Below are 25,359 nucleotides of genomic sequence, written 5' to 3'. Positions count from 1 at the left end.
AAAATCACATTTCAAGTTGACTGAATTTTGAATAAAGTGTTTGAATCGCAGTATGGTTACGATTAGAACGAGCAAGCTAAATGCGCTCTATACCCGCCTGCCGCCGGGGATGCCGCTGACCTCGGACGACCTGGCGGCGCTGGGCATCTCTGCGGATCTGGCCGTGCACTATGTGCGCGCGGGCTGGCTCGCGCGCTTGTCGCGCGGGGTCTTCTGCCGACCCAACGACACCCTAGCGCTGCATCCGAGCCTGATCCTGCTGCAGCGTCGCCTCAAAGGCTTGCACGTAGGCGGCAAGTCGGCACTGGACTGGTACGGCGTGCGCCAGTATGTGGCGCAGCAGCCGGTGCTGCAGCTTTACGGCTGGGCGGCCGGGCGCCTGCCCGAATGGTTCACCGAGCGCTTTCCGGCCGAGTATCACCGCAAGCGGCTCTTCGATGAGCAGCCTGGCGCCTTGCTGCACGCCGGGCCGTTCGAGAAGCGTAGCGGAGCGCCGCAGGTATCGGCGCCGGAGCGCGCACTGCTGGAGTTGCTGAGCGACGTAGGCGTCCGCCAGCCGTTGCAGGAGGCGCGCGAGCTCGTGGAAAGCACCTACAGCCTGCGCGCCGACGTGCTGCGCGAACTGCTGCAGCGCTGCACGAGCGTGAAAACCGTGAGGCTGTGCCTGCAGCTCGGCCGCGAGGCATCGTTGCCCTGGGCAGCCAAGCTTGATCCGGCCACGCTACCGACGGGTAGCGACCGGCCCTGGGTGTCCCGATCGGCCGACGGCCTGCTGGTGCTTAAACGATGAATCAGACCTATCTTGATACCGCGCGCCTGCTGACGCAGGTTGCACCACTGGTATTCGTGGACGACACGTTCGCGCTGAAGGGTGGAACCGCGATCAACCTCTTCGTGCGCGACATGCCGCGCCTGTCGGTGGATCTTGATCTGGTCTTTCCCGACCACACACTGCCACGTGACGAGGCGCTGGCGCGCATCAATGAGGCCGTCCGGCAAGCGGCCGAGCGCTTGAAGAAGCGAGGCTTGCAGGTGCACGCGCCGGCGGCAGCAGCGGGGGAGACCAAGCTGCTGGTGCGGCGCGGTCCCGTACAGGTCAAGATCGAGGTGAACTTCGTGATGCGGGGCACCGTGCGGCCGGTGCGCCAAGCCTCGCTCACGCCGACCGCGCGTGATGTGCTGATGGCCGACCTCGTGATCCCGGTGGTGTCGCTGGAGGACGTGTATGGCGGCAAGCTGGTGGCGGCATTGGACCGACAGCATCCGCGCGACCTGTTCGATGTGATGCAGCTCTTTGCGCACGAAGGCATCACGCCCGGAATCCGGCGTGCCTTCGTGGTCTACCTGGCCAGCAGCAACCGGCCGGTGCACGAGGTGCTGTTCCCACCGCTGCGCGACATCAGGCACGACTTTGTGCACAACTTCCAGGGCATGACGGCCGAGCCGGTGCCGTTGGACGCATTGCTCGCGGCACGCGAGCGCCTCGTGCGCGAGATCCAGCAGGGGCTCGATGATGACGAGCGCCGCTTCCTGTTGTCACTCGTCGCCGGCGCACCCGAGTGGGCGCTGTTGGGCATCGACCAGCTGGAGCATCTGCCGGGCGTGCGATGGAAGCTGCATAACCTGACGCAGTTGCAGAAGACGAATGCCAAGAAGTTTGCCGAGCAGGCAGCCCTGTTGGCCGCCCAGCTGAACGGCTAGGAAATGCGCTAGCGCGTTCGATCAAAAGGAGAAGACATGCACCCAATCCAAATGCAGGAAGGCGACCGTGGGATCGGCATGGGCTACACCGCCTTCATCAATAGGTTCGAGGCGATCTGCCAAGAACATCTGCATGAAGGGCGAGCCAGGGCCTTTGCTTTCGTCTTCTACGACATGACCAATGGCGTCGTGCGTCGCGCCCTGAGTGACGCCCAAGGCTTCCGGCTTCTGCATGAGAAGACTGGCAAAGACATCACGCTCTTCTATCTGCATGACCGTGCGATCGAAGCCCACTGGGGTAGCTTCAACAAAACGTTCATGGAGGCGCTGGGGGTTGAGGATCAAGCGGTGCCGCCCTGCATGGTGTTCTTTCGCGTGCATGGGGAGGACATCGAGGACGTTTCGATCTACCGCATCGACGAGCAGACCACAGACCCCGTTCTTGTCGCCGCCGAGCTTGAACTGTATGTAGGCGACGCCATCAGGCGCCTGAACGCCGAAGGCAATGTTTCCGCGTTGTCTGCACTAGGCAACCTGATCGCCCCGATCGGCGCTCTGGCAAAGCTGGGCGAATTCCTTTTCAAGCTCAAGGGGGCTGCCTAGATGCCGAATATTCGATCGCTGGACATAAAGTTTCTCGACGACTTGTTCGAGATGAACGGCGGTTACGTCCTCGACTTCTCCGACAACAGCATGGCCCGGTTCTTCGCAGAAGAACTGAACGTCGACATCTACGACGATACCTACCGAGAACATGGCACCTCGAAGGCCAAACGACTTCGGTGCTACTTGAACAAGGTCGACGTGCCCACTTCGGTCAAGACGCTGCAGACCTTGTGGGACTACCGCGAGGGGATTCGGAAGCATCGCGAGCGCGAGGAGTGGGTCCCGAACGCGGAGGGGCGATTCTTCTCGCTTTTGAATCGCATGCAGGGCAAGCCCGATGCGGCTCCCGCTGGCGAGCCGCCCAAGGCCGCCTTCGACCTGCCGAAGATTCTCGCGTTGAAGCAACGGCTGATTGATCTCTCCTCGATGGAGCCGCACCCGCGAGGCTATGCGTTCGAGGTCTGGCTGCGCGACGCCTTCAACTTCTATGGGTTGGAGGCCCGCGAACCGTTTAGGAACAAGGGCGAGCAGATCGACGGCAGCTTCGTCTTGCAGGGCGAGACCTATCTGCTCGAAGCGAAGTGGGAATCGGCGAAGACCAGCGCTGCCGACCTTCATGCATTCCAAGGAAAGCTGGAGCAGAAGGCCGCGTGGGCACGAGGCCTGTTCGTCAGCAACAGCGGCTTTACCGAAGACGGCTTGATCGCCTTCGGACGCGGCAAGCGCGTCGTCTGCATGGACGGTCTCGATCTCTTCGACGCGCTTGACCGAGAACTGCCGCTCAACCTCGCGATCGACCGGAAGGTTCGACGTGCAGCGGAAACCGGCCTTCCATTCGAGAGGATTCGCGACCTCTTCTCGCGTTGACGTGGCGTCCCTCGCTATGCGACTGCGGATTCGCGAAGCTGGGAGCGGGCATGCTCGCATTCGCGGTGGAGCGTCCTGCGCGGTCTTCCACCACCGGATGCGCGCCCGCTTGCGCGGGCTTCTGTTGCTTAACTGCTACGCACTGCGTAGCGGATCGATGTTTTTGGCGTCCGACTGGCGTCTGTCGTCGTAAGTAGTTGATTCTCTTTGTATTAATTCGATCTTGTAGCCGTCGGGATCGGTCACAAAGGCAATCACGGTGGTGCCGCCTTTGACGGGGCCCGCCTCGCGGGTCACGTTGCCCCCTGCGGCTTTGATCTTGTCGCAGGCGGCGTAAGCATCGGCAACGCCCAGAGCGATGTGGCCGTAGGCGGTTCCCATGTCATAGGCTTCGGTATCCCAGTTGTGGGTCAGCTCGATTTCAGCCTGACCGGGGTTGCCTCCGTCGAAACCCAGGAAGGCCAGCGAGTATTTGTATTCCGGGTTTTCCGAGGTGCGCAGCAATTGCATGCCCAGGACTTTCGTATAGAAGTCAATGGAGCGCTGGAGATTGCCGACGCGCAGCATGGTGTGGAGAAGTCGCATGTGTGTGTCTTTCTGGAGGGTGTGTGCCAGTCGGGAATTATGTCGTGGCACCGCTGGAAGGGGGGTGTTTCAACTCAAACACCAGGCAGGTGGTGGTGGCATGGGCGTAGAGCGTGCCATCTGGCCCGATGAGCTGTGCCTCGGCAGTGGCCAGTTGGCGCCCGCAGTGGATCACCCGGCCAATGGCCCGCACGCGAGGCACCTTGGGCGTCAGGGCGCGCACGATGTTGACGCTCAGTTCGGCCGTGGTGTAGCCGCGCCCGGGAGGCATCTTGGTGTGTACCGCGCAGCCCAGCGCAGAGTCGAGCAGGGTGGCGAACCAGCCGCCGTGCACCGAGCCCATGGGGTTGAAGTGGTTCGGGCCTGGCGTACCCTGAAAGGTGGCCTCGCCATCTCCGATCCCGATCACCAGGAAGTCCAGTGTTTCAGCGATGGCGGCGTAGGGTATGTCTCCGCGCAACATGGCCTGCATTTGTTCCAGGCCGGTTTTGCCCGCGATTTGGTCGGCGCGAGCGACGCCTGGCCCGGGTCCGGCGTGCAGTTGTTCCAGCACGCGGGCCTCCTCGGCCAGCCATTGCTCAAGAAGCTTGTCTTGTGGAGGCATGTCTGGTGTCCTTGATGATTGTATATGCAATTATCTTACACCTCAGAGGTGCAATCAGGCGACCGGGGGTGTCACCAACGCAGCGCTGAGCGGTCTTGCGGTCTGGGAGGCGATGAAGTCAGACCCTTCGTTGTGCGAGGTGCAGATCGTGTTTGTCACCGGTCATTAAGATCATGCGTTTGGAGTCAAAGCTCTGGGGCTGGGCGCGGTTGACTTCATTGCCACGCCCGTTCACGACGCGCTGCTTCTGGCGCACGTGAAAACACGTTGCGCATCAAACGACTCACCGACGAGATCTGCGAGGTGGTGACCCGACACCTGGTCTCCAAGCAGCCCAATCGGGCGAATGGCGATGAGGTGTTGGCCAAAGAGCGGGCGCGAGGTCATCGGGCTGGCAGAGCGATCAGTGTCTCGCAGGTCGAGATCGACCACCTGGATCTGTCTGCCGAGCGCCATGGCTTTGGGGCCATGGACTGGTGTTTGCGCTCAATTGGCTAGACGCTGCAAGATCTGTGTGGCAGCCGGGCCAACCTTGTGGCCCGGTTTGACCAGAACTACCTTTGATGTGTTGCTGTCCGATGCCACTTTCAGTCGGGGTGAGCGGCGGGCCCAGTCGTGCTTCGCAGGACTGGAGCCTCAGTGCAGCGAGGGGTGTGTACGCGAGGTCTCACCACAGAGCCGGCACCTCCCGCTCAAAGCACTGGCCTGAAGCGACAACCCGCACGGAAACTGCCGACCCGCGCCAGCACTGACGGACGCTCCTTCTTGTCGCCGTCAGCGAGACGCGGCTTATTAAGCGAATTAACAATCGGTTAAACTGCGGTTGTGAAACCCAAAGACGATCTCAAGTTCGAAGCCATCGCGCAGGCCGCCTATGCCTGTGTGCTGGAACGCGGCTTGCGCGCACTCACACTGGGCGAGATCGCCCGCGCTGCGGGCCTGGCCACCAGCACGCTGTATGTGTACTTCCCCTCCAAACAGGCCTTGCTCGATGCTTTGTACGAGCGCGCCAAGACCGAAACCTTTGCGCTGCTGATGGAAGGCGATGCCACCGACATGCCTCTCAAGGCCCGGGTGCGCCGCATCTGGCTGAACATGCTGGATGCTCGCCTGCAGCACCCGGCGCAGATGGTGTTCATGGAGCAATACGCCAGTTCGGCGTTCATGAGCGAACACAACCGTGCGCTGGGTGCGCGGTTGGCTGGTGTGTACAACACCCTGCTGGAAGCGGGGCAGCGCGATGAAACGTTGAAGGCCGTGCCTTTGCCTTTGCTGATCGGCAGCATTCTGGGTTCGGTCCATGAGGCCGCTCGCTTGATCGCCGCCCGGGTGTTGCCCGATGATGAGCAGACCCGAGCAACCGCTTTTTTGCTCTGCTGGGATGCCTTGAAAGCCTGATCCCGTTCCGTGCATTTTTTTGCCTGAAAACCGAATTTAAATTCGGTTAAGCACCCTTAACCCCATCTGAAAGGAAGTCTTCTCATGAAAACCATTTTGATCACAGGCGCCTCCACCGGCATCGGGCGCGCCACGGCCGCCCGCTTTCAGTCCGCTGGCTGGAACGTGGTGGCCACCATGCGCAAGCCCGAAGACGCGGGTGACCTGGCCCGGCTGGACCGCGTTCGCGTGTTGCCATTGGACGTGACCGACTGCGACAGCATTGCCGCCGCCGTGCAAGCCACTGTGACCGAGTTCGGCTCCCTAGACGTGTTGCTCAACAACGCGGGTTATGGCCTTGCCGGCCCGCTGGAAGCGGCCACACCAGCGCAGATCGAACGCCAGTTTGCCACCAACGTGTACGGCCCGATCTACACGATGCAGGCCTGCTTGCCGCATTTCCGCACGCAAAAGGCCGGTTTGATCATCAACCTGACTTCGATTGGTGGCCGCCTCGCGTTGCCTTTCAACTCGCTGTACCACGGCACCAAATTTGGCCTGGAAGGCATCTCGGAATCGCTGGCGCTGGAGCTCGCGCCCTTGGGCGTTCAGGTGAAGCTGGTGGAGCCGGGCGGCGTGCGCACCGATTTCGCAGGCCGATCGCTGGATTTTGCCAAGAAGGACGGTCTGACTGCCTACGACGCTTCGCTGCAAGGTGCCATGAGCGTGTTCATGGATCCAGAGCGTGGCTCCGACTATTCGGAGCCGGCGACCATCGCCGAAACCATCTTCGAAGCCGCCACCGATGGCAAGCCGCAACTGCGGTACCTGGCGGGCAAAGACGCTGTGCGCATGATGGAGAACCGTGCACAGATGTCCGACGAGGCCTACCGCGACTGGGTGGTCAAGGAATTCCGCCTGTGAGCAAGGTGGACCCCAGCGCTGCAGGAGAACCCCTGCGGGTGGTCATGTTGGGTGCGACCGGCGCTGTGGGGCGGCAGGCGTTGGCTTCGCTGGTACATGGTGCCAGGGCGGTGCAAGTGACCACGCTGGGCCGGCGGCCTGTGGACCTGCCTGACCATTCGCGTCTGGTGCAGCATCAGGTCGATATCCACGATCCATCCAGCTATGCCGATTGCCTTGGGGGCCAGCAGGTGGCCATTTGCACGCTGGGCGTGGGTCAGCCCTCCCAAATGAGCAAGGCCGAATTCACGCGGGTGGACAAAGACGCGGTGTTGATGTTCGCCAATGCTTGTCGCGCGGCGGGGGTCAAACACTTTGAACTGCTGAGTTCGGTGGGGGTGGATGCCCGCTCGCGCAGTTTTTACCTGCGTACCAAGGGCGAGCTTCAAGAGGCGCTGGAAGCCCTGGGTTTCGAGCGATTGAGCCTGTTTCAACCGTCCATGATCCTGACGCCGACCAACCGCTACGGCTGGAGCCAGGCGCTTACGCTTGTTGTTTGGCCCAAGCTGGACGGGTTGCTGCGCGGGCGCCTGAAGCGCTTTAGGGGCATAGGTGTTGAGGAACTGGGGCGCGCGATGGCGGTCAACGCCTTGAACGAGGGCACTGGCGTTGAGACGGTGCAATGGTCTGGTTTCAAGCGCCTGGCGAGCCAAGACCAGATACGCTGAAGCCCAAGCAGGGTCGAGCAAACCGTCGATGGCGGGCACAGGCTGCCACACAGTGGCAGAATCGCCGACTTCGCCTGTTGCTTGTTCTGCCCGCTGTTTTGAACGGCTGCGCCTTCGAGCAAGCCTGATCGCGCCTTTTCTCCCCAGCCGGGCCGCCACACACAGCGGTCGCCGCGCCTGTTTCCCCTTTCTCGCATGACTCCTTCAACCCTTGGCACCCTCGGCATCGACTTTGGCACCTCCAACTCCGCCGTTTCCTGGGCCAACCACGGTGAAAGCGCGCAGCTGATCCCGCTTGAAGGCGATGCCCTCAACATGCCCACGGCGGTGTTTTTCAACGCCGAAGACCAGTGCACCCACTTTGGCCGCGACGCCGTAAGCGAGTACCTCAGCGGCACCGAAGGACGCATGATGCGCTCGCTCAAAAGCCTGTTGGGCAGCCCGTTGTTGCTGGAGACCACCGAGGTCAATGGCCATGCCGTGAGCTTTCTCGACATCGTGGCGATCTTTCTGGCCGAGTTGCGCGAGCGCGCCAGCATCGAGCTGGGCGACGAGCCCACGCGTGTGGTCATGGGGCGGCCGGTGCATTTTGTGGACGACAGTCCGGAGCGCGACGCGCTGGCGCAAAACTCACTGGAAGAGGCGGCCTACCGCGTTGGTTTTGAGCATGTGAGCTTCCAGCTCGAACCCATCGCGGCCGCGCTGGATTACGAGCGCCGCTTGCAGCGCGAGAGCCTGGTGCTGGTGGTGGACATCGGTGGCGGTACATCCGACTTCACGGTTGTGCGTCTGGGCCCCGAGCACATGCAAAAGACCAACCGCAACAGCGACATCCTCGCCACCAGCGGTGTGCACATCGGCGGCACGGACTTTGATCAGAAACTGAGCCTGGGTCAGGTGATGCCGCTGCTGGGCTACCGACACCTGGGCCCCGAAGGCAGGGAGGTGCCGCATCGGGTGTTTCTGGACCTGTCCACCTGGCACCTGATTCAGTGGCAATACCTGCCCCGCGCCCTGAGTCAGGCGCAGAACCTGCGCACCAACTACAGCGATCAGAAGCTGCACCAGCGGCTGATGAAGGTGTTGCACCAGCGCGAAGGACACCGCATTGCCTATGAAGTGGAGCAAGCCAAAATCCGCTGCTCGGTGAACGATGCGGCCACGTCGCTCGATCTGTCGTTCCTGGAAGCCGGGTTGAGTGCAGGCATGGCACCTGGCGACATGCAAGAGCATCTGGCCGCCCAACTGGCGCGCACGGTGGCCTGCGCCCGTGAATGCGTGCAGCGCGCCGGGCTGACCGACAGCGATCTCAGCGCGGTCTACCTCACCGGCGGCTCATCGGCCTTGCTGCCGTTTCAGCGCGCTTTGCAAGCTGCGTTCCCTGGCGTGGCGCTGGTGGAAGGTGATTTGTTCGGTGGAGTGGCGTCTGGACTGGCGTATTCGAAGTAGGGCCTCGAGGGTGGCCCGGCTGCAGACTCAGGCTTTGCACAAAACGATGGTCACCAGCGCCGATGAATCCTTGATGGCCACCACGCCATGGGGCACGCCGCCTTCCAGAAACATCATTTCACCCGGGCGCAGCACGTTGCTTGCACCTTCTACGGTGACATCGATTTCGCCTTCGATGCATTGAATGGTGATTTCGCCCGGAACCTGATGGGGTGGAAACGATTTGCCGGCCATGAGCACCAGCCGAATCAACTCCAGTTGTTCAGACTTGAAGACCGCGGAGGTCTTCTGGGTGGCAAGTTGATCACCCATCGGTTGCACGTTGATGGGATCGCCGGAGAGTGCGTGTGCTAAGGCCATGCGCCAGTATGCCCCTGGGGATGTTCGGTATCAAGTCCCGGCACGCCACTCGCCGGTCCCTGTCATGGGCGATGCGTTGGGGGCGCGGTATCGGAGGGGCGAAAAAAAACCGGCCCAAAAGGCCGGTTCTTCATTCACTGAGCCGAGGGCTTAGTAACGATCGCGGTTGCCACCGCCGTAGCCGCCGCCGCCGCCACCGGTGCGTGGCTCCATAGGACGGGCTTCATTCACGACAGCGTCGCGGCCATCAAAATTCTGGCCGTTCATGCCGGCGATAGCAGCTTGTGCTTCAGCGTCGCTGGACATTTCGACAAAGCCGAAACCTTTGGAGCGGCCGCTGTCGCGGTCGGTCATGACTTTGGCGGACTGGACCGAGCCAAATTCAGAGAATGCTTGTTGCAGGGAGTTGTCGTTCACCGAGTAGGAGAGGTTGCCGACGTAAAGTTTCTTGCCCATGATTGGACCTTTCAGAGAGAAATGCCTTCCGCGCTTCAAAGAATCGGCTACGGGAGGCGGGGATGCAGGACTCTGTAACGAGCCCCGACATCGGTAATTGCGCGTGGACGGTGCCTGCGCGCGAGGAGCCGAGTCAAGACGGCAACCCAGAGGGTCAACGGCTTCAACTCAGAAAAAATGGGGGGTGGCCAACACCGCACTGCCATGGCGGACTCTGGGATGTTGGAGAAGCAGGGCGCAACGGCCAGAAGACTTGGTGGTGGCCCGAATTGCGCCACGGGGGAAGGGGGACTGAGCACCAACCTGCTGTTCAGCGGCTGGATCGATGCTCCGATCATAGACTGGTTCTCGCTTGAGGTGTGCGGTATTCGCTTCATTGCAGTCCATTGCATGGCCCTCGGCCGAAGCAAACGCCCCACCGCGGATCCGATTTGTCCGCCAATTCGGGGATATGAACGGGTTCGGCAAGGCGTGTCGCTGGTGGCACGTAGCAACGGCGGAGCACTCTTGGATACAACATTTTGTGGGTTGATGACGACACAGAACATTGGGTCTGGTTGAACAAGGACTCCAGGGTGTGCGGGTGTTGGTCGCGGATGACACTGAAATCAAACTGGAGGTGCCGGGTGCCGGAGGGCGCAGCAGTGACGCCACAGGATGCGGTGGACAGGCTGCAAGCCAGCCCCGATGGCTTTATGTGCCTTGGCTCAAGCTGCAGAGGCCCGTGCTTGGTCGGGTTTGACGTCTGCCGGCACATTCGGGGCGGCTTGCGCTTGCAGCGCGTGCCGATCATCGCCCGGAGCGTCTCCATGCTGAGCCGCGAAATGGCCCAGGCCAGAGCTGCGGGCATGAGTGCCTAGCAAGCCCTTTGAGGCGGCACAACTGGTGCTGCCCATCCGGCAACGGGTCGCCTCGCTTGCCGGTGCCAACACGGATGACCTGGCTGTGCTTGCTTTGCCGAATGAAGCCTCAGCTCCCGAGCCTTCGCCCGCAAACTGTTTTCTCGATGTTGCAGCGGTGGGTCAGCGAGTCTGGCGACTTGGGGGCAGACACCCCTGGCCGCGCGAGCTCAAAACCCGGTTGCACAAGCTCAACGGATGTGCCGGGAGGTCGGGCGCATTGGCCTTGAGAATGGCTGCAACCCGGGCGGACGCAGCTTGTCGAAACCGGATGACAGAGAAGACACCCTTCGTTGCCGGCTGACGTGGCCGTAGAGGTACCGCGGCTCAAGCAAGGTACAGCGCCACATTATGAAGCGCGAAGCGCTGAACAGCGCAGCGGTCTGGGGGCCTCTCGAGGCGTTCTTGAACTGTCCAGTGCCGATCTGGCCGACGTGATCTTGACGCATGTCCCATGCCGGCCTGGGTGCGGTGGACCGGTGCGCGCCACTCACACCGGGCCTCGCGCAGGCCTTGGGCGAGGAAGCGTCTGTTGACCCTCAAGTGAGGCGCTATCAGACGCAAATGGCAGCCTGAGCGCGATGGCCATCGTGCTTGGCAAGCAAACCTGCCATGGCTGGCAGTACGGGTTGCCGAGAAGGGCTGCAAGTGACTGGTACGTCAAAGGGGCACCCCTTTGACGCGTCAGGCTGCGACCTTGACGCCCTTCCAGAAGGCAACATGGCCGCGAATGTTTTCAGCTTCGGGCTTTGGATCCGGGTAGTACCAGACGGCATCCGGGTTGAGCTCGCCCTCAACCAGCAGCGAGTAATAACTTGCTTCGCCCTTCCAGGGGCAGCTGGTGCGGTGGTTGCTGAAGGTGATCACGGCCTGGTTCAGCGAACTCTCGGGGAAGTAATGATTGCCCTCAACCAGAACGGTGTCTTCACTTTCGGCGATTACGGTGCCTTTCCAGGTGGCTTTCATGGGCAATCCCTTTTCTCTGTTGAGGTTACTTGTACTTTTCTTTGCCGCGGGGTGCGACGGCGGTCATCGGCGCCACAGGGCGATCCGACGTGGCCGGTCCCTTGGGTGCCGATGTGTCTTTTTTCGGTTTCTTTGACATCTTCTCGTTGCGCTGTTCTTTGCCCATGATGGCTCCTCAATTGCCGCGGTATGCGGACGGTGGCACGATGTTAATTCATCGGCGAGATTGCGTGCGGCCGGTGGCCCATGCGATCCTCGAAAAAGGCAGCGCCACTGAGCCTTAGTTGGCCGACACGCCGAGCAATTCCGCCAGCGCCTGGGTGTCCATGGAGCCCGCCTGGGTCACGACCTGCCCGGTTCGCGCGTTTTTGGCCACGATGTAGGGCACCGAACTCGCTCCGAGGCTGTCCAGCAGGTTGGTGTTGGCCTTGATGCTGGCCTCGATGTCTGCAGGAATACTGGCCGAAGCGGCCATGCCGCCCTGGCCGCCGAGCAGTGATTTTTCGTGTGCGGTCATGGCGTCAACCGGGTTGGCTGCTTGCAGCAGGGCTGCGCCCTGGGGCAGGCTTTTCGCACCCAGCAGGGAGACGGGCGCCCAGATGAATTTCACTTTGCTGTGCAGCGGCATGGAGGCTTCCCACAAATGACTGCAATGCGGGCACTGTGGATCAAACAACACGTAGACGGCGTTCGCGCCCATTAACGCACCCGCCGTGAACCCCTTGGCGTCCTTGGCAACAGCGTCATAGGCCTGGCCTGGCGCAATGGCCACGGACGGGGTCGAGGCCGGGTCGCCGGACTCTGACGAACATGCACCCAAGGTCAGGGCAAACAAGGCAGAGAGTGAGAAAGCAAGTAGACGGGTCTTCATGGGGGATGGGTCAGCGGTGGTCATTTAAGGGGCTTGGCAATGTTTGTGCTGCCAGCCGATGAATGGTTCCATTTTGCCCGCTGAGCAATGCCCCGGGGAGAATCAGGTAAACGCGCGGTTGCGACCCATGCGGCCCAGCTCGGCTGTGATGTCAAAAAACTCGCTCACCATGGTCTCAATGATGTCGGCGGCCGAGCGCACCCCGTGGATCAGCGCCACGCTCTGCCCGGCCAGCGCAGGCGCGGCTTCCATGTCGCCGTCGAAGTAGACTTTTTGAATACCGGTGAAGGTGTCAGGCGGCATCAGGCCCGACTCGTGAATGGCCGCCGTGCGCTCGGACTTGAGCGCACGGATGCAGGGGCTGGACTTCTTGTTGAGCACCCAGGTGCCCGTGTCGCCGGCCTGAACGATGGCCTGCTTGAAGTTGTCGTGAACCGGGCTCTCTGCGCAGCTCACAAACCGTGTACCCATCTGGACCGCCTCGGCGCCTGCGGCGAAAGCGGCCGCCATGCCGCGCCCATCCACAATGCCACCCGCCGCAACCATGGGCACGTTGACCCGCTGGCGAATGGCTTGCAGCAGCACCAGGGTGGACACCTCTTCCGGGTTTTTGAAGCCACCGCCTTCAGCTCCTTCAACGACCAGGCCGTCAATGCCGGCATCGACACATTTGAGCGCGGTTTCGACAGTGGGCACGGCGTGGTAGACCGTGATGCCAGCGCCCTTGAGCGGGGCGATGAACTTGGCAGGGCTGCCCGCCGAAGTGGTGACGAATTTCACGCCCGACTCGCAGACAAAGCGCAGCATGGCGTCGTCTTTGAGGAACCGGATCGGGAGGTTGACGCCAAACGGCAGGCCAGTGGCTGCCATCTTTGTGATTTCCGCCTGGCAATTGGCGGTTTCCCCCGAGGAGGTTTCAATGATGCCGAGCCCGCCGGCACGGGAGACCGCAGAGGCCAGGGTGGTGCGCGCGATCCAGCCCATGGGGGCCTGAATGATGGGATAGCGGGCGCCGGTATGGGCGAGAACACGGTTGGGGACAAGTGCGGCGTTCATGGGTCTCCTGATCTGGAAGTCGGGCAAAGCTGGCATTGTTGTGGCTGCCCTCGATGAACCTTGTCACGCGGGTTACCGGCAGACGTCTGCATGCGCAAAAAAAAGGCCAGCCCGCCCCAAAAGGGCAGGCTGGCCGGGACGCTGGTGTGCCTGGCAGGCTCAGTGGTTGAAGATGATGTTGGCGATGATGCCGGTGGCGATCGCGACCAAGACATAGTCGCCACCGACTTGAACCCAGTGGTGGCCGCGTGGAGGCGCGCTCAAATGGTGGCTGCGCGGATTCACCACCACGTATTGCGAAATGCGCAGGTCGTGTGGAAGGTGGCGCCCTCGGGAAAATTCGGGTCCCCGCGCGTTGTAGTAGTAACGAACCCCTGGATGGCGTCGATCATCGCGATGGCTCCAGCGGTGGTCATCGCGGTTGTCCCAGCGATCATTCCGGCGATCGTCCCGGAGGCCCTCCCGGCGATCCTGGCGATCCTGGCGGCGGTCCGAGCGGTGTTCGCGCACATCGCGTCGCGCGTCGCGGCGGTCTTCCCGTCGGTCTTGCCGGTGTTCGTTGCGATCGGATCTGCCCTGATCGATGATGATCACCCGCCCACGCTTGTCGTTGGTTTCGGCAAAGGTCGATGTGGCGCTCAAACCCAGAGCAGCGACGACGGCGAGCGGTAGAAGGATGCGAATGGTCATGGAGAAACTCCTTGAGGGTTGGGGTGCCTTGATCTTGGCCGGTGTGTGTATCTGCGGTGTAAACACGGGATGTGTGGCGGGCAAAGCTCTGTAGCGACCGGTGACGACCTGGGGCGCAAGGGTGTTAGGCGATGGCAGCCGCTTCTTTGGCCCGCATCTTGGCACCTATGTACTCGCCATGGGTCACATGCAGGAGACCAGCGACCTTGCTGATCACGTGGTTCTCGTTGGCATCCAGATGGGCATCTGCGTAGGCGACCGTCCACATGGATTCGACCACCTCTATCTTCTGCGCTTGCGAGTACCGCTCGTTCATCAGACTGGTGAAACGCTGGTAGTCGTAGGCGGTTTTGGCGGTGTCTTGCGCCATTTCAATCAAGTCGGAGAGCTCGTCGCTGGACATCTGGAATCGCTTGCCAAGGGCTTGCACGATGGCACTGCGTTCCGGAGCGTCCATGGTGGGTTCGGCCCGAATGACTTCGACGAGCAGCACGGCTGTGGACAATTGCAATTGGTGGATCGCCTCGGCCGAGCTTTCTTCTTCGGTTGGGCCGGCGAGGTGAGAGAAAAGCGTTTTGAGGGTTTGCAACATAGGAGCGGAGTTGTGACGTTCAGGCTTTGAATGAGTCGGGGCTTGATCAAGGGTTCCCCTCGGCTGTGGATTCACATGCTATCGGCTTGGCGAAGACGGTGCAGGTGCTCTGGCCAGCAAACCTTGAGCCCCCGCGCCCAGTGCGATGCCACCCAGGGCCCAGAGCAGGCTCCAGTTGCCCGTGCCCAGGCCGGCGATGGCAGGCCCTGGGCAAACGCCGCAAAGGCCCCAGCCAATGCCAAATACCGCCGCGCCAACCAGCGTGTCGCGGTTCCAGTGGCTCACGTGCCAATGAAAGTAGCCACCCAGAAGGGGGGCTTTGAGTTTCAGGGGTATGAGCTTGTAAGCGATCAGTGTGACCACCACGGCGCCGCCCATCACCAGGGCCAGCCCGTAGTCGCTAAAACGCAAAAATCCCAGTACCACCTCGGGCTGCACCATGGTGGACAGCGCCAGGCCAAAGCCGAACAGGGCGCCGCTGGCGAGCACGGCGAGTGCTCGAACTGCTGTCAGTGGTGCGGGGGTGCTCATGAGAGGCTCCAGGCAACCAGATTGGCGGTGAGAAAGGCCGTGGCCATGAAGGTCAGCACCGCGAGCAGCGAGGGCCATTGCAGCGATCCCAAACCGCAAATGCCATGACCCGAGGTGCATCCGTTGCCCAGACGCGCCCCATAGCCCACCAGAAAACCACCCACGAGCAGGGCCCAGACAGGGACCTGCGTGTTGCCCGGTGTGCCATCGGAAAAAATCAGCCACCAGGCGGCGGCGCCCAGAACCAGTCCGAGTGCGTAGACCAGCCGCCACTGGCGCGTGTCGAGGAAGCGGGCCTGCTGGAAATAGGGCTGGCGTGAGAAAAAAGACCAGGTGCTGGAAAAGACCGAGCTCATGCCCCCGACCAGGCCGGTGAGTACAAACAGCAAGGACACGCCTGCGCCGATCATCAGGCCGCCAGCCAGGTAGTGTTGCCAGCCAAAAGGGAAAAGTGTTTGAGAGAGTACGTTCATGGTGGGGAATTATCCGGGCGCTGGGCGTCACCCGCCCGGACGCCTCGCTGATGAACCATTTGCCGCAGCGGGCAAAATGGCTCGGGAATGGTGGCGCCGGTCTTGGCGCCGTTCTATGCAAACTGCGCAGGGGTATTTTGGTGAACCGATTCAAGTGGCTGCTCGCGGCGTTGTGTGTGGGTCTGGCCGGACAGGTTGGGGCCGAACCGATTCAAGTGGCCGACTCCAGGGCCCGTTTTGAGCCCCCACCGGGTTTCGGACCGGTGCCCCAGGCGGTCATCGATTTGAAGTGGCCCAGCAAGCGGGCCCCCAGGTTCGTCGTTGGCGACGAGGGCGCGACCACGACCGTGGCCTATGACATCAAACCCCATCGCATCCCGCAAGCGCAGCTCGGCGAGGTTCAGGAAGCCTTCACCGGCATGATGGAGCGGGTGGTTCCGGGCATCCGTTGGGTCAGCAATGACATCATTGAGCTCGCTGGTCAGCGCTGGTTGTTCATGGAGATGACATCCAATGCGGTTGACACAGACATTCACAACATGATGCTCATCACCGGCTTGGGCGACCAGATGCTGATTTTCAATTTCAATTCGACGAAAGAAGCGTTTCCCCAGGTTGAAAGCGCCTTGCGAACCAGCTTGCGCTCGATCACGATCGCGCCCTGAGGAACTGCCCGCGTGAACACACTGGAACAACTGCGCCGCGGCGATCTCGCAGGTGCCACACGACTGGATCTGAGCTGCGGTCTAACCGAGCTGCCCAAAGAGGTTTTTGATCTGGCTGAAACGCTGGAGGTGCTGAACCTCAGTGGCAACCGGTTGACCGGATTGCCTGATGACATGGGGCGTTTGAACAAGCTGAAGATCCTGTTCGGCTCCAACAACCTGTTCACGCGCCTGCCGGAGTCACTGGGTGACTGTGCGGCATTGGAGGTCGTGGGTTTTAAGGCCACACGCATTCGCGAAGTGGGTCCAGAAGCCTTGCCGCCCTTGCTGCGCTGGCTGATCCTGACCGACAACGCCATCGAGCGCCTGCCCGATGCCTTGGGTGAGCGCCCTGCGTTGCAGAAGCTCATGCTGGCCGGAAACCGGCTTCAGGCCTTGCCGGACGGCTTGGCCAATGCGCACCGGCTTGAGTTGTTGCGCCTTTCGGCCAACTGCTTTGCAAGCCTGCCACCCTGGCTCACCCGTTTGCCGCGCTTGGCCTGGTTGGCGTTGGCAGGCAATCCTTTGGGTTGGCAAACGCCTGCTCCCGCACCGTTGCCGAGCGTGTCCTGGTCTCAACTGCAGGTGAATGAGCTGTTGGGTGAGGGCGCTTCAGGCCACATCCACCGGGTGACTTTGCCCAGTGGCGACGCGCGGGCGCTCAAGTTGTTCAAGGGTACGGTCACCAGCGACGGCTTGCCCGAGCACGAAATCGCCGGCTCACTGGCCATAGGGCCTCACCCCGGGCTGTGCACCCCGGTGGCCGAGCTGGAGCAGCATCCGCAAGGCGTGCGCGGCATGCTGTTGCCACTGCTGCCGCCCAGCCACAAGGCCTTGGCGGGGCCGCCGAGCATGGACTCTTGCACCCGCGATGTGTACGCGCCAGGGTTTGAATTGTCGGCCGAGGCCGCTTTTCGGGTCGGGCAGCAGATGGTGGCCGGTTTGGCGCACCTGCATGCGCGCGGCGTGATGCATGGAGACTTTTATGCCCACAATATCCTGTGGAATCCGGCCAATGGCGATGCCATGTTGAGCGACATGGGGGCGGCGACGGTGTTGCCGGCCGAGCAACCGGCGCTTGCGCATGCGTTGTTGCAGCTGGAGGTGCGCGCCCTGGGTTGTTTGTTCGAAGAACTGGTTTGCCATGTGTCGAAGACCGATGCCGGAACCCCCGGGGTGAGGGCTCTGCAGGCCGCCGCGGATGCCTGCCTGGCGCCCGACCCTGTCGCCCGTCCCGACCTCGCCACTTTGGTCACCCGGTGGAGCCTTTGAGTTTTGTGCACCAACTACACGCCGGCGACGCCGAACCATTTGTTGCCCATGACCGAGCTGGGTCCTCTGACCTGGCCTGTCGAAACCTGGCCGGCGGAGACCTATCCCGGCTATCTCGCTCCCATTCTCACGGCGCAGCAAGGGGCAGCAGGCACGCGGGTGAGTCTGGCCCGTTTCGGACTGGTTCCGCGTTGGTGCCGTGACACCGCCCATGCGGCCACGGTGGGCCGCGGTACCTACAACGCGCGGTGTGAAACCGTGCAGGAAAAGCCCAGTTTCCGCAGCGCCTGGCGCGAGCGGTGTTTTGCCCTTGTGCCGATGTTGAATTATTTCGAGCCTTGCTGGGAAACCGGGCGCGCGGTGCGTTGGCGGGTTGAGGCGGCGGACGGAAAACCCCTGCTGGCCGCCGCGTTGCACGAATGCTGGATTCAGCCCGACACGGGTCAGGCGGTGCACAGTTTCTCTTTGCTCACCGCCAATGCCGACAGCCATGCCTTGCTCAATCGCTTGCACCGCCCGGGGGACGAAAAGCGCCAGTTGCGCTTGCTTGGGGCCAGCGAGGGGTTCGTCTGGCTGAGGCAGCCCGCTGATCAGGCTTTGTCATGGCTGGACCGCCAGCCCGGGGTGGCGCTGATTGGGCAGGCCGCACCGCTTCGGTCAGACCCTCAGGGCACGCTGCCTTTTTAGGCGCGTCTGAACACCAGCATCAGGTTGTTGGCGGGCATGGCGATCCGTTCGATCGGTACCAGACCCACAAGCTGCGCGGCTGCTTCAACCGCAACGCGCTGCCTGAGGCCCCATTGGGGATTCTGACTGCGCAAGCTGGCATCAAAATTGAGGTTGCTTTGGGTCGTGACAACGCCCTCTTCAAGGAATGGCCCGTAAATCATCAGGAGCCCGCCCGGTTTGAGATGGCGGGCAGCCCCGGCCACCAGACCCAGGCAGGCATTCCAGGGGGCGATGTGCAACATGTTTGAGCAAGACACCGCATCAAAGGGCTGCGCAAAGTCGCTGGCCAGCGTTTCGTCGTCGGCTGGCCATTGCGGATCGGTGGCATTGAGCAGGCAAGGGGCCTTGACATTGGTGGCAGAGGCTTGCCGCGCCCAGGCAGCGATGGTGGGCAGGGCCGTGCTGTTGGTTTCGGTGGGCTGCCACTCCCAGCCAGGCATGTTGGCGCCCAGCCAGGCCGCATGCTGGCCCGTTCCTGAGGCCACCTCGAGCATGCGCCCGCCTGCGGGCAGCACCCGCTGCATGACTTCAAGAATGGCATGTTTGTTGCGATCCGCAGCGGGACTGAAAGGCAGGTCGTTCATGGATTTCTATTTCACAACGTACTTGAACCATCAGGGAAAGGGGGGGGCTGATCCTGTGTGAGCGTGACAAGGATGCTGGCATACCACGCGCAATTGAGACCCAGAGATTCGTCGCGCACCAGGTCGCGGTTGCCCATGTCCATGCGGGAAGAGTGCACGCCGAGCAACTTCCAGGGCAATTCGGATGTGTGCTCGCCGGGCGAGGTGTCGCGCATCACCACGGCCGCACCACTGGTGCCGCGGTGGGTGCGTGCGTCTGTGAGAAAGAAGCCTTTCCCTTGAAAACGAATGCCATACGGCGAAGCGATGCCCGTGGTGCGAACCACGGGCAGGTGGTGGACGGTGTCGTGAAAACCCAGTGGAAAACCCACCACCAGCAGCGGTGCATCCACAGGAACTTCACCAAAGGTCCTGGGCATGTGCTCAGGCGAAAAGGCGCGCACGATGGCGCCGGCTGGGAGTCTTTCCCGGTCCATCTCGATCACGGCGACGTCGATGTCGCCCCCGCTGTCTTTGCCCTGGCGCCACAGCGATTCGCCGTCGGCGTAAAGTGGCAAGGAGAACCGCGTCGACTTGGTGAGATCGGCGGCATCGGTGTGCAGTTCGATTTCAATGCGATCGGGCCGGTGTTCTGTGGCCTGGTCGACCACCACGTGGCGGCTGGTGACCAGAAACAAGTGGTTGTCACGCTCGAAGAAGAAGCCGCTGGCATTGGTCAGTGCATAGGTTCCGAGAAAGGTCGAGACCCTGGGAGCGGCCAGAAAAAGCGGATCCACTGCGGCAGGCGCAGAGTGTGGCAATGCGGTCGTTGACGATGTGGAATCTTTGGTCACGGGTGAAGTTTGGCAGCTTTGGGCTTTGTTGGTGACATTGCGGCGGGTGACTTTGAGGAAAGTCGGGATCAGCCCGGATTTGAGCGCTATTTCTCGAATTTCAGGGGGGCGAGCGGGGTGAATACAACGCTTTCACCGGCTGCGCTCTCTTAGGACACACGGACGGGTGTTGCCATCACGGAATTCGAACCGGGAAAGACCGTATCCACTGGTGTCAGTCCGCCAGGAACAGCGCGGGATCGACCATGGTGCGGTTGAGCATCACGCCCCAATGCAGATGCGGGCCTGTGACACGGCCGGTAGCGCCGACCGCACCGATGTCATCGCCCAATGCCACGACATCGCCCGTGCGAACCCGGATGGCGCTGAGATGGCAAACCATGCTGAGCAGGCCGGCGCCGTGGTCGAGCCAGATGGTGTTGCCATTAAAGAAGTAATCGCCGTTGTCGATCACCCGTGCTGCCATGGGGGCGCGAACGGGGGTGCCAGCGGGTGCGGCAATGTCCATGCCGGTGTGGGGGTTGCGGGACTGCCCGTTGAACACGCGGCGCAGGCCGAACGAGCTGGAGCGCCGACCGTGTACGGGTATCTGCATGCGCAGGTCGAAGGCGTCGCTCAGCGGTTCGCTGAAGGTGGTCACGATGTCTTGTGACCTTTGCCTCTCGCGTTCGTAGCGCGCCAGGTCTTCGGGCGACAAATCCACATGGCCGGGGGCCACTTTCAGCCGTTGTTCGCTGTAGCGCTTGGGCGTTATGACGTAGGGGATGGTTCGGTCCGGCGCATTCGCCTGCGCAACGGTGACGCGCCCCTCGCCGGGTTCTGCGCCGAGCGGGATGCCCACGAGCGCGGTCCAGGCGATGGGGTCGCCGATGACCCTGATGGGCACCCCATCCGAAGAAACCAGAGGGCGGTCTGCTGCGGGGCCCAAAGCAAGCCGGACCACGCCGCCGGGCACCACCAGCGTTCTGGGCAGGATCTGGGTGTCTGCCTGCCCAGCGAACGCGAAGTGGTTCGGGGCGCCGAACAGCGTGACCAGGCCCGCGAGCAGGGTGTTGCGGCGCGTGAGTCTGGGCGGATTGGTCTGGTGGTGGGGATGATGGGTCATGGCACGGGGCACAAAGAAGCAATGAATGCCAAGTATGGGCGCCGCAGCGCGTGAATGGGGTGGTTACTGCGCTAGCATGCTGCGCATGAGTGTTCAATATGAAAGTTTGCCGCATGCCGGCATGTACCTCGACGCGTTTGGCGTTCGAGCGCCCGCCGAGCTTCCCGGCGATCAGGTCTGGCCGCGTCGTCCGGGGGCGTTTATCCGTGCGATGGCAGTGCCCCTGGCGGTGGCTGTCGAGGAGGCGCTGGATGGTGCTGAAGCCGGCGAGGGCTCGGGTTTGGACGCCGAGGCGCCGCCAGCGGGCCCAAAGCCGCTTGTCCGCGAGCTGGTGGTGGGGCAGTTGGGCCTGGTGCCCAAATGGGTGAAATCCGCGTCGGATGCCAAGTTGCGCTCGACCAAGCTGGTGAATGCGCGGCAGGAAACCGTGACCACGACCACCGCGTTTCGCGACGCCTGGCTGGCCGGTCAACGCTGCATCGTGCCCATGCAGGCATTCCAGGAAGAGGATTACCGCAGTGGCAAAGCGGTGCATACCCGGATTGCCCGGGTCGACGGCCGGTCCATGGGTGCGGCCGGTTTGTGGGAGCGTTGGGTCAGCGCGGAGGGCGAAGAAATCATGAGCTTTTGCCTGCTCACGGTGAACGCCAACAGCCACGCACTGATCCATCGTTACCAGCAGCCCGGCGCTGAAAAACGGATGCTGGCCATCCTGAACGAAGGCTCGTTCGATGCGTGGTTGCAAGCCAGACCCGATAAGGCGAAGGAGTTTTTGCGCCCGTATCCGGCCGAAAAACTGACGGCCAACCCGATTCAAAAATTGCACAAGGTCAAGGCCTGAGGATTGCCCGTTCGGGTGAGACCAAGCCGCCATGCAACAGGGCCTTGGTCATGCCACCAAGGCCCTGTTTCTGCGTGTTGAGGCGCAGGTTCAGGGCACCATCACCGGGCGGATGGTGAACACTTCGGGCGATGTCACGTCCACCGAGACCTTCACCCAGTGGTTCACCGGGCTGCCAAAGGTTTGCAGGCGGGTCAGGTTGGACAGGACCTTCGAGGGGCTGTACAGCGGCTTGTCCATCTTGAAGAAGTGCGTGTCGCCGTGCACCAGCAAGACCTGGCCTTTGTACTGCTCGGTTTCCTGTACCAGGGCTTTCATGAATGCCTGGTAGCCCTCGAAGCGGGGCTGCTGGCTTTCGTCGGTCTCTTCGGTCTCGGGCAGGTCAAAGCCGGGATCGGCCTGAAAAACGAGCACGAGGCCCGCGTGTCGGGCGCGGCGCGCGATGGTGAACGCGGTGCGCAGCCACGCGATGTTGGCCGCGTCGCGCTCCAGATACTCGACGTTGTTCGCTTCGCAGTCGGCCGCGACGCGGGCGCTCTTCTTGGCGCAATCCTTTTCGGATGTCACCAGGTTGTTGTTGCTGCCGGGCATGTTGACGTTTACGAACATCACGCCGTCGTGGGCAAAACGGGTGTTTTCCGCGAACTTCTGGCCGGGCTGGCCCTGCTGGGTCAGCTTCATGGTCTTCTGCCCGAAGCTGCGCGGCTGGCTGAACATCACCTTGCGCAGGTGGTCCAGACGCTCCAGGCCGTTGTAGCCGCCGTTGTTGGTGCGGTGGCAATCGGTCCATTCGTTGTCACCGGGCACGTACACAGCCGGTTGCTTGAGGCTGTTGAACATCGCGACCGCGTCGGTGTAGATGTTGTCGGTGCACTGGGAGCTGCCGTCTTTGATGTCGCCGTCGTAGATCGAGAAGCGCACCTTGGAGCGGTTGATGCTCTGGATGACGGCATGGGTGGACTCGCTGTCCTTGTTTTTGGCGTAGGGCATGTCGCCCCACAGGGCAAAGCTGAAAGGGTGGGCAGCGGCCAGGTTGGCGCAGGCGCTGGCGGCGCAAAAGACCAGGGCGCGGGAAATCTGATGCATGAAGGATCCATGAAAAAAGGGGACACGACATGGTCGCGCCCCCTCGTGAATCCTGCGTGACAGGTTCGTGTCGAACCGGTGTCAGGCGACCGTTTCGGTGGCCATCACCGGGTAGTCGGTGTAGCCCTCTGGGCCTGGCGTGTAGAAGGTGGCGGGGTTGGGCTGGTTCAGCTCGGCGTCGGCCTGGATGCGCTCTGGCAGATCGGGGTTGGCCAGGAAGGCGGTGCCGAATGCGACCGCATCGAGCTTGCCTTCGCTGATCGCCTGCTCGGCCTCGGCAGGCGAGTAGCCCATGTTGCCGATCAGCACGCCTTTGTACTTCGCGCGGGCCACCGGCATCACGTCGGCCGCCTGCTTCTGGAAGAAGTCCGAGCGCATGACGTGCAGGTAGGCCAGGTCGAACTGGTTGAGGTGCTCGGCCAGGAAGCCGATCAGTGCCAGCGGATCGTTGTCGATCATGCTGTTGTAGCTGTTCAGGGGCGACAGGCGCAGACCCACGCGGTCGGCGCCGATGGCGGCGGTCACGGCGGTCAAGACCTCGAACAGGAAGCGGGCGCGGTGCTCCAGCGAGCCGCCGTAGCCGTCGGTGCGCTGGTTGGCGCTGTCGCGCAGGAACTGGTCGATCAGGTAGCCGTTGGCGCCGTGCACTTCGACACCGTCAAAGCCGGCTTCGATTGCGTTCTTGGCGCCTTGCACGTAGGCCTGCACCATCGCTGGAATTTCTTCCAGGGTCAGGGCACGGGGCTGGGCGTTGGGTAGCTTGCCTTCGGGGGTGTGCACCTCGCCTTCGATGGCGATGGCGCTGGGGCCGACGTTGTCGGCGCCACCGTTCATCGCCGGGTGCGCGGCGCGGCCCGCGTGCCAGATCTGCATGAAGATGCGGCCGCCTTTGGCGTGAACGGCTTCGGTGACTTTCTTCCAGCCGGCGATTTGCTCGGGGGAGTAGATGCCGGGTTCGGTGGTGAAGGCCGAGGTGTTGGGGGCGACCATGGTGCACTCGGTGATCAGCAGACCACCGCTGGCGCGCTGGGCGTAGTACTCGGCCATCATGTCGTTGGGCATGTGGTCCAGTCCGGCGCGGGCGCGGGTCAGGGGAGCGAGTAGGATGCGGTTGGGCAGGTTGATCGCGCCAACCTGCAGGGAGTCAAAAAGCATGGTTCGAGTTGTGTTGAGTGGAGATACTCCGCAAGGTATCACCTCTTCAATTCATTTGAGCCAGCAGACCTTTTGAGAACCCGGTAGGGAATGCGTCGAACGCTGTCAAACCAGCCAGCAGGCACTTACAAATGCGGTGCCAGGCGTTGATTCACTGAGGCTTCTTCTGGCTCGTCGAAGAGCGCGTTGTGCTGCAAGGTCAGCGGGCCGCAGCCTGGTTCCACCGCGCCATCGCTGGCGTAGCCGACAGCCTTGAACTTCCAGAGCGAGCCAATCCGCTTGAGATTGCCCACGTGCAGGCCGTCCGCCTGGTGCACGGCCACCACGTTGGTATTCACCGGCTTCAGCGTCAGGCGAATGGTCATTCGGGGTGAGGTCACTTTGACAAACGCACAACCGCCCAGCTGCCAGGCGCTGGGCGGTGGGCGGTGGGTTTGCGACTGCCTTGGGTCAGAACTTCAGACCCACGCTCAGGGTGTAGCCGTCGATACGGGCACCGTCCTTGTCGAGGTAGCGCATGTAGTCGGCGCTGAGTGTGAAGGTATCAAATGGAATCAGGCGCACGCCGCCGCCGTAGGAGATATCCGTTTCGTTGCCGTTGCCCAGGCCTTTGAACTGGACCTCGCTCTTTGCCATGCCCACACGCCCAAACAACTCAACGGGCCCCAGGCCCAGGCGGCTGCCCACATAGACGCCCAGAATCTGGTTGACTTTGGCGCGACCCAGCTGAACAGCGCTGCTGCTGCCTGAGGCATTGGCGGAGAAGCTGTCGTCTGACAGGCTGCCAGCCGCAATGCCTTCAATGGACAGTCCCCCCAAGGGAGAGACGCCCACAAGTGCGCGAACCATGGTGGGCTTGGCTTTGGCGGAAAGGCCGATCAGGGGCACCGACAACTCGGTGGACATGGCTGAATAACCCACTTCGCCATAGACGTCTTGCGCCATGGCGGTCTGGGCGCTCAGGGCGAGCAGGGCGGGGGCGATCAGGCAGGTCAGCGCTGAGGACTTTTTCATGGTCGTTCCTTATGAGAGTGAAGGGTGGGGCAATGGCTTGCCGACAGGCTCATAGTCTATCGGCGCCAGGCATTCCGATGCTGTGGCAGGGTGTATCGGGGTGCAACGGGTGGCCTTGCCTCACCTTTTGTGCTGTCCACTGGGTGACTCGATTCGGTCGATGGGGCTCAGGGTTAACGCTAGAGCCACTGGCGGATCGTTTGGCAGAGGCCTATAAAGATTGTTGCCTGAGCGTTTGCGCGGGCGACGTTGATCCGCCGTGTTGCCGTGAAGGGTTGCGTGAACCCGAAACGACGCGGTATCTTGCACACCGCATACGCGA

At 62.2% G+C, this 25,359-nt stretch carries 32 protein-coding genes; 13 read left to right on the top strand and 19 right to left on the bottom strand.

The annotated features are described in order from the left end of the window. Positions 1-52: 52 nt before the first annotated feature. From LPB072_RS15155 to LPB072_RS15140, 4 genes are read left to right on the top strand one after another with little or no spacing between them, the layout of a single operon-like run. Complete coding sequence (locus tag LPB072_RS15155; protein ID WP_066084263.1) at positions 53-790, top strand: type IV toxin-antitoxin system AbiEi family antitoxin; 738 nt, start codon at positions 53-55, stop codon at positions 788-790. Continuing rightward, entirely contained in the window at positions 787-1,701 is a 915-nt protein-coding gene (locus LPB072_RS15150; protein WP_066084266.1) for a nucleotidyl transferase AbiEii/AbiGii toxin family protein, read from the top strand. The genes LPB072_RS15155 and LPB072_RS15150 overlap by 4 nt, the downstream gene beginning before the upstream one ends. Positions 1,702-1,737: 36 nt before the next feature. Then, positions 1,738-2,304, top strand: a complete 567-nt coding sequence (locus tag LPB072_RS15145) for a hypothetical protein (RefSeq protein ID WP_157559332.1) — start codon at positions 1,738-1,740, stop codon at positions 2,302-2,304. Beyond that, positions 2,305-3,174, top strand: coding sequence for a restriction endonuclease (locus LPB072_RS15140; protein ID WP_066084269.1), 870 nt, complete (start codon positions 2,305-2,307; stop codon positions 3,172-3,174). It abuts the gene before it with no gap. Between the two features lie 135 nt (positions 3,175-3,309). Here the strand turns inward: LPB072_RS15140 and gloA are convergent, their stop codons facing one another. After that, the gene (gloA, locus tag LPB072_RS15135; RefSeq protein WP_066084273.1) at positions 3,310-3,759 is read right to left on the bottom strand and encodes a lactoylglutathione lyase; all 450 of its coding nucleotides are present in this window, start codon (positions 3,757-3,759) and stop codon (positions 3,310-3,312) included. A gap of 37 nt (positions 3,760-3,796) precedes the next feature. After that, positions 3,797-4,363 carry a PaaI family thioesterase gene (locus LPB072_RS15130; RefSeq protein WP_066084276.1) on the bottom strand — a complete coding sequence of 189 codons (567 nt, stop codon included), beginning with the start codon at positions 4,361-4,363 and terminating at the stop codon, positions 3,797-3,799. Between the two features lie 267 nt (positions 4,364-4,630). Between LPB072_RS15130 and LPB072_RS15125 the strand changes: the two genes are divergently transcribed. The 5 genes from LPB072_RS15125 to LPB072_RS15105 all read left to right on the top strand — a co-directional run bounded on the left by LPB072_RS15125 (position 4,631) and on the right by LPB072_RS15105 (position 8,820). Further along, on the top strand, positions 4,631-4,861 hold the full coding sequence (locus tag LPB072_RS15125; RefSeq protein ID WP_066084279.1) for a hypothetical protein: 231 nt from the start codon (positions 4,631-4,633) through the stop codon (positions 4,859-4,861). A 327-nt stretch (positions 4,862-5,188) separates the two neighbouring features. Continuing rightward, on the top strand, positions 5,189-5,761 hold the full coding sequence (locus tag LPB072_RS15120; protein ID WP_066084280.1) for a TetR/AcrR family transcriptional regulator: 573 nt from the start codon (positions 5,189-5,191) through the stop codon (positions 5,759-5,761). An 84-nt stretch (positions 5,762-5,845) separates the two neighbouring features. Beyond that, positions 5,846-6,664 (top strand): SDR family oxidoreductase, encoded by an 819-nt coding sequence (locus LPB072_RS15115; protein ID WP_066084283.1) that lies wholly within the window; start codon positions 5,846-5,848, stop codon positions 6,662-6,664. Continuing rightward, on the top strand, positions 6,661-7,371 hold the full coding sequence (locus LPB072_RS15110) for an NAD(P)H-binding protein (protein ID WP_197508835.1): 711 nt from the start codon (positions 6,661-6,663) through the stop codon (positions 7,369-7,371). The genes LPB072_RS15115 and LPB072_RS15110 overlap by 4 nt, the downstream gene beginning before the upstream one ends. A 195-nt stretch (positions 7,372-7,566) precedes the next feature. Then, the gene (locus tag LPB072_RS15105; protein ID WP_066084286.1) at positions 7,567-8,820 is read left to right on the top strand and encodes an Hsp70 family protein; all 1,254 of its coding nucleotides are present in this window, start codon (positions 7,567-7,569) and stop codon (positions 8,818-8,820) included. A 27-nt stretch (positions 8,821-8,847) separates the two neighbouring features. On the opposite strand, the gene LPB072_RS15100 is transcribed toward LPB072_RS15105, so the two are convergent. The 10 genes from LPB072_RS15100 to LPB072_RS15050 form a co-directional block, all read right to left on the bottom strand. Further along, on the bottom strand, positions 8,848-9,180 hold the full coding sequence (locus tag LPB072_RS15100) for a cupin domain-containing protein (RefSeq protein ID WP_066084290.1): 333 nt from the start codon (positions 9,178-9,180) through the stop codon (positions 8,848-8,850). A 150-nt stretch (positions 9,181-9,330) separates the two neighbouring features. Next, on the bottom strand, positions 9,331-9,636 hold the full coding sequence (locus LPB072_RS15095) for an RNA recognition motif domain-containing protein (protein ID WP_066084291.1): 306 nt from the start codon (positions 9,634-9,636) through the stop codon (positions 9,331-9,333). A gap of 1,583 nt (positions 9,637-11,219) precedes the next feature. After that, positions 11,220-11,501 carry a DUF427 domain-containing protein gene (locus LPB072_RS15080; RefSeq protein ID WP_066084300.1) on the bottom strand — a complete coding sequence of 94 codons (282 nt, stop codon included), beginning with the start codon at positions 11,499-11,501 and terminating at the stop codon, positions 11,220-11,222. Positions 11,502-11,526: 25 nt separating this feature from the next. Then, a complete protein-coding gene (locus LPB072_RS23935; protein WP_231943264.1) occupies positions 11,527-11,667 on the bottom strand; it encodes a hypothetical protein in 141 nt (46 codons plus the stop codon). 114 nt (positions 11,668-11,781) lie between these two features. Continuing rightward, positions 11,782-12,372 carry a thioredoxin fold domain-containing protein gene (locus tag LPB072_RS15075; protein ID WP_066084909.1) on the bottom strand — a complete coding sequence of 197 codons (591 nt, stop codon included), beginning with the start codon at positions 12,370-12,372 and terminating at the stop codon, positions 11,782-11,784. Positions 12,373-12,474: 102 nt separating this feature from the next. Continuing rightward, positions 12,475-13,428, bottom strand: coding sequence for an NAD(P)H-dependent flavin oxidoreductase (locus LPB072_RS15070; protein WP_066084302.1), 954 nt, complete (start codon positions 13,426-13,428; stop codon positions 12,475-12,477). Between the two features lie 159 nt (positions 13,429-13,587). Then, on the bottom strand, positions 13,588-14,118 hold the full coding sequence (locus LPB072_RS15065) for an RcnB family protein (RefSeq protein WP_066084304.1): 531 nt from the start codon (positions 14,116-14,118) through the stop codon (positions 13,588-13,590). 124 nt (positions 14,119-14,242) lie between these two features. After that, positions 14,243-14,710 carry a tellurite resistance TerB family protein gene (locus tag LPB072_RS15060; RefSeq protein ID WP_066084306.1) on the bottom strand — a complete coding sequence of 156 codons (468 nt, stop codon included), beginning with the start codon at positions 14,708-14,710 and terminating at the stop codon, positions 14,243-14,245. 78 nt (positions 14,711-14,788) lie between these two features. Beyond that, positions 14,789-15,241, bottom strand: a complete 453-nt coding sequence (locus tag LPB072_RS15055; protein ID WP_066084309.1) for a DUF6691 family protein — start codon at positions 15,239-15,241, stop codon at positions 14,789-14,791. Beyond that, positions 15,238-15,714: a YeeE/YedE family protein gene (locus LPB072_RS15050; protein WP_066084311.1), complete on the bottom strand. Its 477-nt coding sequence runs from the start codon at positions 15,712-15,714 to the stop codon at positions 15,238-15,240. The genes LPB072_RS15055 and LPB072_RS15050 overlap by 4 nt, the downstream gene beginning before the upstream one ends. 140 nt (positions 15,715-15,854) lie before the next feature. Between LPB072_RS15050 and LPB072_RS15045 the strand changes: the two genes are divergently transcribed. From LPB072_RS15045 to LPB072_RS15035, 3 genes are read left to right on the top strand one after another with little or no spacing between them, the layout of a single operon-like run. Continuing rightward, entirely contained in the window at positions 15,855-16,379 is a 525-nt protein-coding gene (locus LPB072_RS15045) for a hypothetical protein (protein ID WP_066084912.1), read from the top strand. Between the two features lie 12 nt (positions 16,380-16,391). Continuing rightward, positions 16,392-17,690: a leucine-rich repeat-containing protein kinase family protein gene (locus tag LPB072_RS15040; RefSeq protein ID WP_066084313.1), complete on the top strand. Its 1,299-nt coding sequence runs from the start codon at positions 16,392-16,394 to the stop codon at positions 17,688-17,690. Positions 17,691-17,738: 48 nt separating this feature from the next. After that, positions 17,739-18,377: an SOS response-associated peptidase family protein gene (locus tag LPB072_RS15035; RefSeq protein ID WP_157559331.1), complete on the top strand. Its 639-nt coding sequence runs from the start codon at positions 17,739-17,741 to the stop codon at positions 18,375-18,377. Here the strand turns inward: LPB072_RS15035 and LPB072_RS15030 are convergent. The 3 genes from LPB072_RS15030 to LPB072_RS15020 form a co-directional block, all read right to left on the bottom strand. Beyond that, on the bottom strand, positions 18,374-19,003 hold the full coding sequence (locus LPB072_RS15030) for a DUF938 domain-containing protein (protein WP_066084316.1): 630 nt from the start codon (positions 19,001-19,003) through the stop codon (positions 18,374-18,376). The genes LPB072_RS15035 and LPB072_RS15030 overlap by 4 nt on opposite strands. An 11-nt stretch (positions 19,004-19,014) precedes the next feature. Beyond that, a complete protein-coding gene (locus LPB072_RS15025) occupies positions 19,015-19,836 on the bottom strand; it encodes a S1 family peptidase (RefSeq protein WP_197508834.1) in 822 nt (273 codons plus the stop codon). 214 nt (positions 19,837-20,050) lie between these two features. Continuing rightward, positions 20,051-20,941 (bottom strand): M23 family metallopeptidase, encoded by an 891-nt coding sequence (locus tag LPB072_RS15020; RefSeq protein ID WP_082876664.1) that lies wholly within the window; start codon positions 20,939-20,941, stop codon positions 20,051-20,053. 85 nt (positions 20,942-21,026) lie between these two features. Between LPB072_RS15020 and LPB072_RS15015 the strand changes: the two genes are divergently transcribed. Then, positions 21,027-21,782 (top strand): SOS response-associated peptidase, encoded by a 756-nt coding sequence (locus tag LPB072_RS15015; RefSeq protein WP_066084919.1) that lies wholly within the window; start codon positions 21,027-21,029, stop codon positions 21,780-21,782. Between the two features lie 90 nt (positions 21,783-21,872). Here LPB072_RS15015 and LPB072_RS15010 read toward each other — a convergent pair whose 3' ends face one another. The 4 genes from LPB072_RS15010 to LPB072_RS14995 all read right to left on the bottom strand — a co-directional run bounded on the left by LPB072_RS15010 (position 21,873) and on the right by LPB072_RS14995 (position 25,037). After that, positions 21,873-22,868, bottom strand: a complete 996-nt coding sequence (locus LPB072_RS15010; RefSeq protein ID WP_066084319.1) for a hypothetical protein — start codon at positions 22,866-22,868, stop codon at positions 21,873-21,875. A gap of 81 nt (positions 22,869-22,949) precedes the next feature. After that, on the bottom strand, positions 22,950-24,023 hold the full coding sequence (locus tag LPB072_RS15005; RefSeq protein WP_066084321.1) for an alkene reductase: 1,074 nt from the start codon (positions 24,021-24,023) through the stop codon (positions 22,950-22,952). 125 nt (positions 24,024-24,148) lie between these two features. Further along, positions 24,149-24,388 (bottom strand): hypothetical protein, encoded by a 240-nt coding sequence (locus tag LPB072_RS15000; RefSeq protein WP_066084322.1) that lies wholly within the window; start codon positions 24,386-24,388, stop codon positions 24,149-24,151. An 85-nt stretch (positions 24,389-24,473) separates the two neighbouring features. Continuing rightward, positions 24,474-25,037 (bottom strand): outer membrane beta-barrel protein, encoded by a 564-nt coding sequence (locus LPB072_RS14995; RefSeq protein ID WP_066084324.1) that lies wholly within the window; start codon positions 25,035-25,037, stop codon positions 24,474-24,476. Between the last annotated feature and the right edge of the window lie 322 nt (positions 25,038-25,359).

It is taken from the genome of Hydrogenophaga crassostreae (assembly GCF_001761385.1).
In the GTDB taxonomy this organism is placed as follows: domain Bacteria; phylum Pseudomonadota; class Gammaproteobacteria; order Burkholderiales; family Burkholderiaceae_C; genus Hydrogenophaga; species Hydrogenophaga crassostreae.
The sequence above is the reverse complement of the archived record's forward strand: the minus strand, read 5'-3'. Positions and strand labels throughout refer to the sequence as shown.

Excerpts from the sequence above, each read along its gene's own strand:
- LPB072_RS15100 (WP_066084290.1), bottom strand. The coding sequence starts at position 9,180 with ATGGCCTTAGCACACGCACTCTCCGGCGATCCCATCAACGTGCAACCG.
- LPB072_RS15070 (WP_066084302.1), bottom strand. The coding sequence starts at position 13,428 with ATGAACGCCGCACTTGTCCCCAACCGTGTTCTCGCCCATACCGGCGCC.
- gloA (WP_066084273.1), bottom strand. The coding sequence starts at position 3,759 with ATGCGACTTCTCCACACCATGCTGCGCGTCGGCAATCTCCAGCGCTCC.
- LPB072_RS15050 (WP_066084311.1), bottom strand. The coding sequence starts at position 15,714 with ATGAACGTACTCTCTCAAACACTTTTCCCTTTTGGCTGGCAACACTAC.
- LPB072_RS14995 (WP_066084324.1), bottom strand. The coding sequence starts at position 25,037 with ATGAAAAAGTCCTCAGCGCTGACCTGCCTGATCGCCCCCGCCCTGCTC.
- LPB072_RS15150 (WP_066084266.1), top strand. The coding sequence starts at position 787 with ATGAATCAGACCTATCTTGATACCGCGCGCCTGCTGACGCAGGTTGCA.
- LPB072_RS15015 (WP_066084919.1), top strand. The coding sequence starts at position 21,027 with ATGAGTGTTCAATATGAAAGTTTGCCGCATGCCGGCATGTACCTCGAC.
- LPB072_RS23935 (WP_231943264.1), bottom strand. The coding sequence starts at position 11,667 with ATGGGCAAAGAACAGCGCAACGAGAAGATGTCAAAGAAACCGAAAAAA.
- LPB072_RS15095 (WP_066084291.1), bottom strand. The coding sequence starts at position 9,636 with ATGGGCAAGAAACTTTACGTCGGCAACCTCTCCTACTCGGTGAACGAC.
- LPB072_RS15105 (WP_066084286.1), top strand. The coding sequence starts at position 7,567 with ATGACTCCTTCAACCCTTGGCACCCTCGGCATCGACTTTGGCACCTCC.
- LPB072_RS15115 (WP_066084283.1), top strand. The coding sequence starts at position 5,846 with ATGAAAACCATTTTGATCACAGGCGCCTCCACCGGCATCGGGCGCGCC.
- LPB072_RS15005 (WP_066084321.1), bottom strand. The coding sequence starts at position 24,023 with ATGCTTTTTGACTCCCTGCAGGTTGGCGCGATCAACCTGCCCAACCGC.
- LPB072_RS15055 (WP_066084309.1), bottom strand. The coding sequence starts at position 15,241 with ATGAGCACCCCCGCACCACTGACAGCAGTTCGAGCACTCGCCGTGCTC.
- LPB072_RS15060 (WP_066084306.1), bottom strand. The coding sequence starts at position 14,710 with ATGTTGCAAACCCTCAAAACGCTTTTCTCTCACCTCGCCGGCCCAACC.
- LPB072_RS15140 (WP_066084269.1), top strand. The coding sequence starts at position 2,305 with ATGCCGAATATTCGATCGCTGGACATAAAGTTTCTCGACGACTTGTTC.
- LPB072_RS15155 (WP_066084263.1), top strand. The coding sequence starts at position 53 with ATGGTTACGATTAGAACGAGCAAGCTAAATGCGCTCTATACCCGCCTG.
- LPB072_RS15030 (WP_066084316.1), bottom strand. The coding sequence starts at position 19,003 with ATGAACGACCTGCCTTTCAGTCCCGCTGCGGATCGCAACAAACATGCC.
- LPB072_RS15130 (WP_066084276.1), bottom strand. The coding sequence starts at position 4,363 with ATGCCTCCACAAGACAAGCTTCTTGAGCAATGGCTGGCCGAGGAGGCC.
- LPB072_RS15075 (WP_066084909.1), bottom strand. The coding sequence starts at position 12,372 with ATGAAGACCCGTCTACTTGCTTTCTCACTCTCTGCCTTGTTTGCCCTG.
- LPB072_RS15065 (WP_066084304.1), bottom strand. The coding sequence starts at position 14,118 with ATGACCATTCGCATCCTTCTACCGCTCGCCGTCGTCGCTGCTCTGGGT.
- LPB072_RS15035 (WP_157559331.1), top strand. The coding sequence starts at position 17,739 with ATGACCGAGCTGGGTCCTCTGACCTGGCCTGTCGAAACCTGGCCGGCG.
- LPB072_RS15010 (WP_066084319.1), bottom strand. The coding sequence starts at position 22,868 with ATGCATCAGATTTCCCGCGCCCTGGTCTTTTGCGCCGCCAGCGCCTGC.
- LPB072_RS15020 (WP_082876664.1), bottom strand. The coding sequence starts at position 20,941 with ATGACCCATCATCCCCACCACCAGACCAATCCGCCCAGACTCACGCGC.
- LPB072_RS15000 (WP_066084322.1), bottom strand. The coding sequence starts at position 24,388 with ATGACCATTCGCCTGACGCTGAAGCCGGTGAATACCAACGTGGTGGCC.
- LPB072_RS15080 (WP_066084300.1), bottom strand. The coding sequence starts at position 11,501 with ATGAAAGCCACCTGGAAAGGCACCGTAATCGCCGAAAGTGAAGACACC.
- LPB072_RS15145 (WP_157559332.1), top strand. The coding sequence starts at position 1,738 with ATGCACCCAATCCAAATGCAGGAAGGCGACCGTGGGATCGGCATGGGC.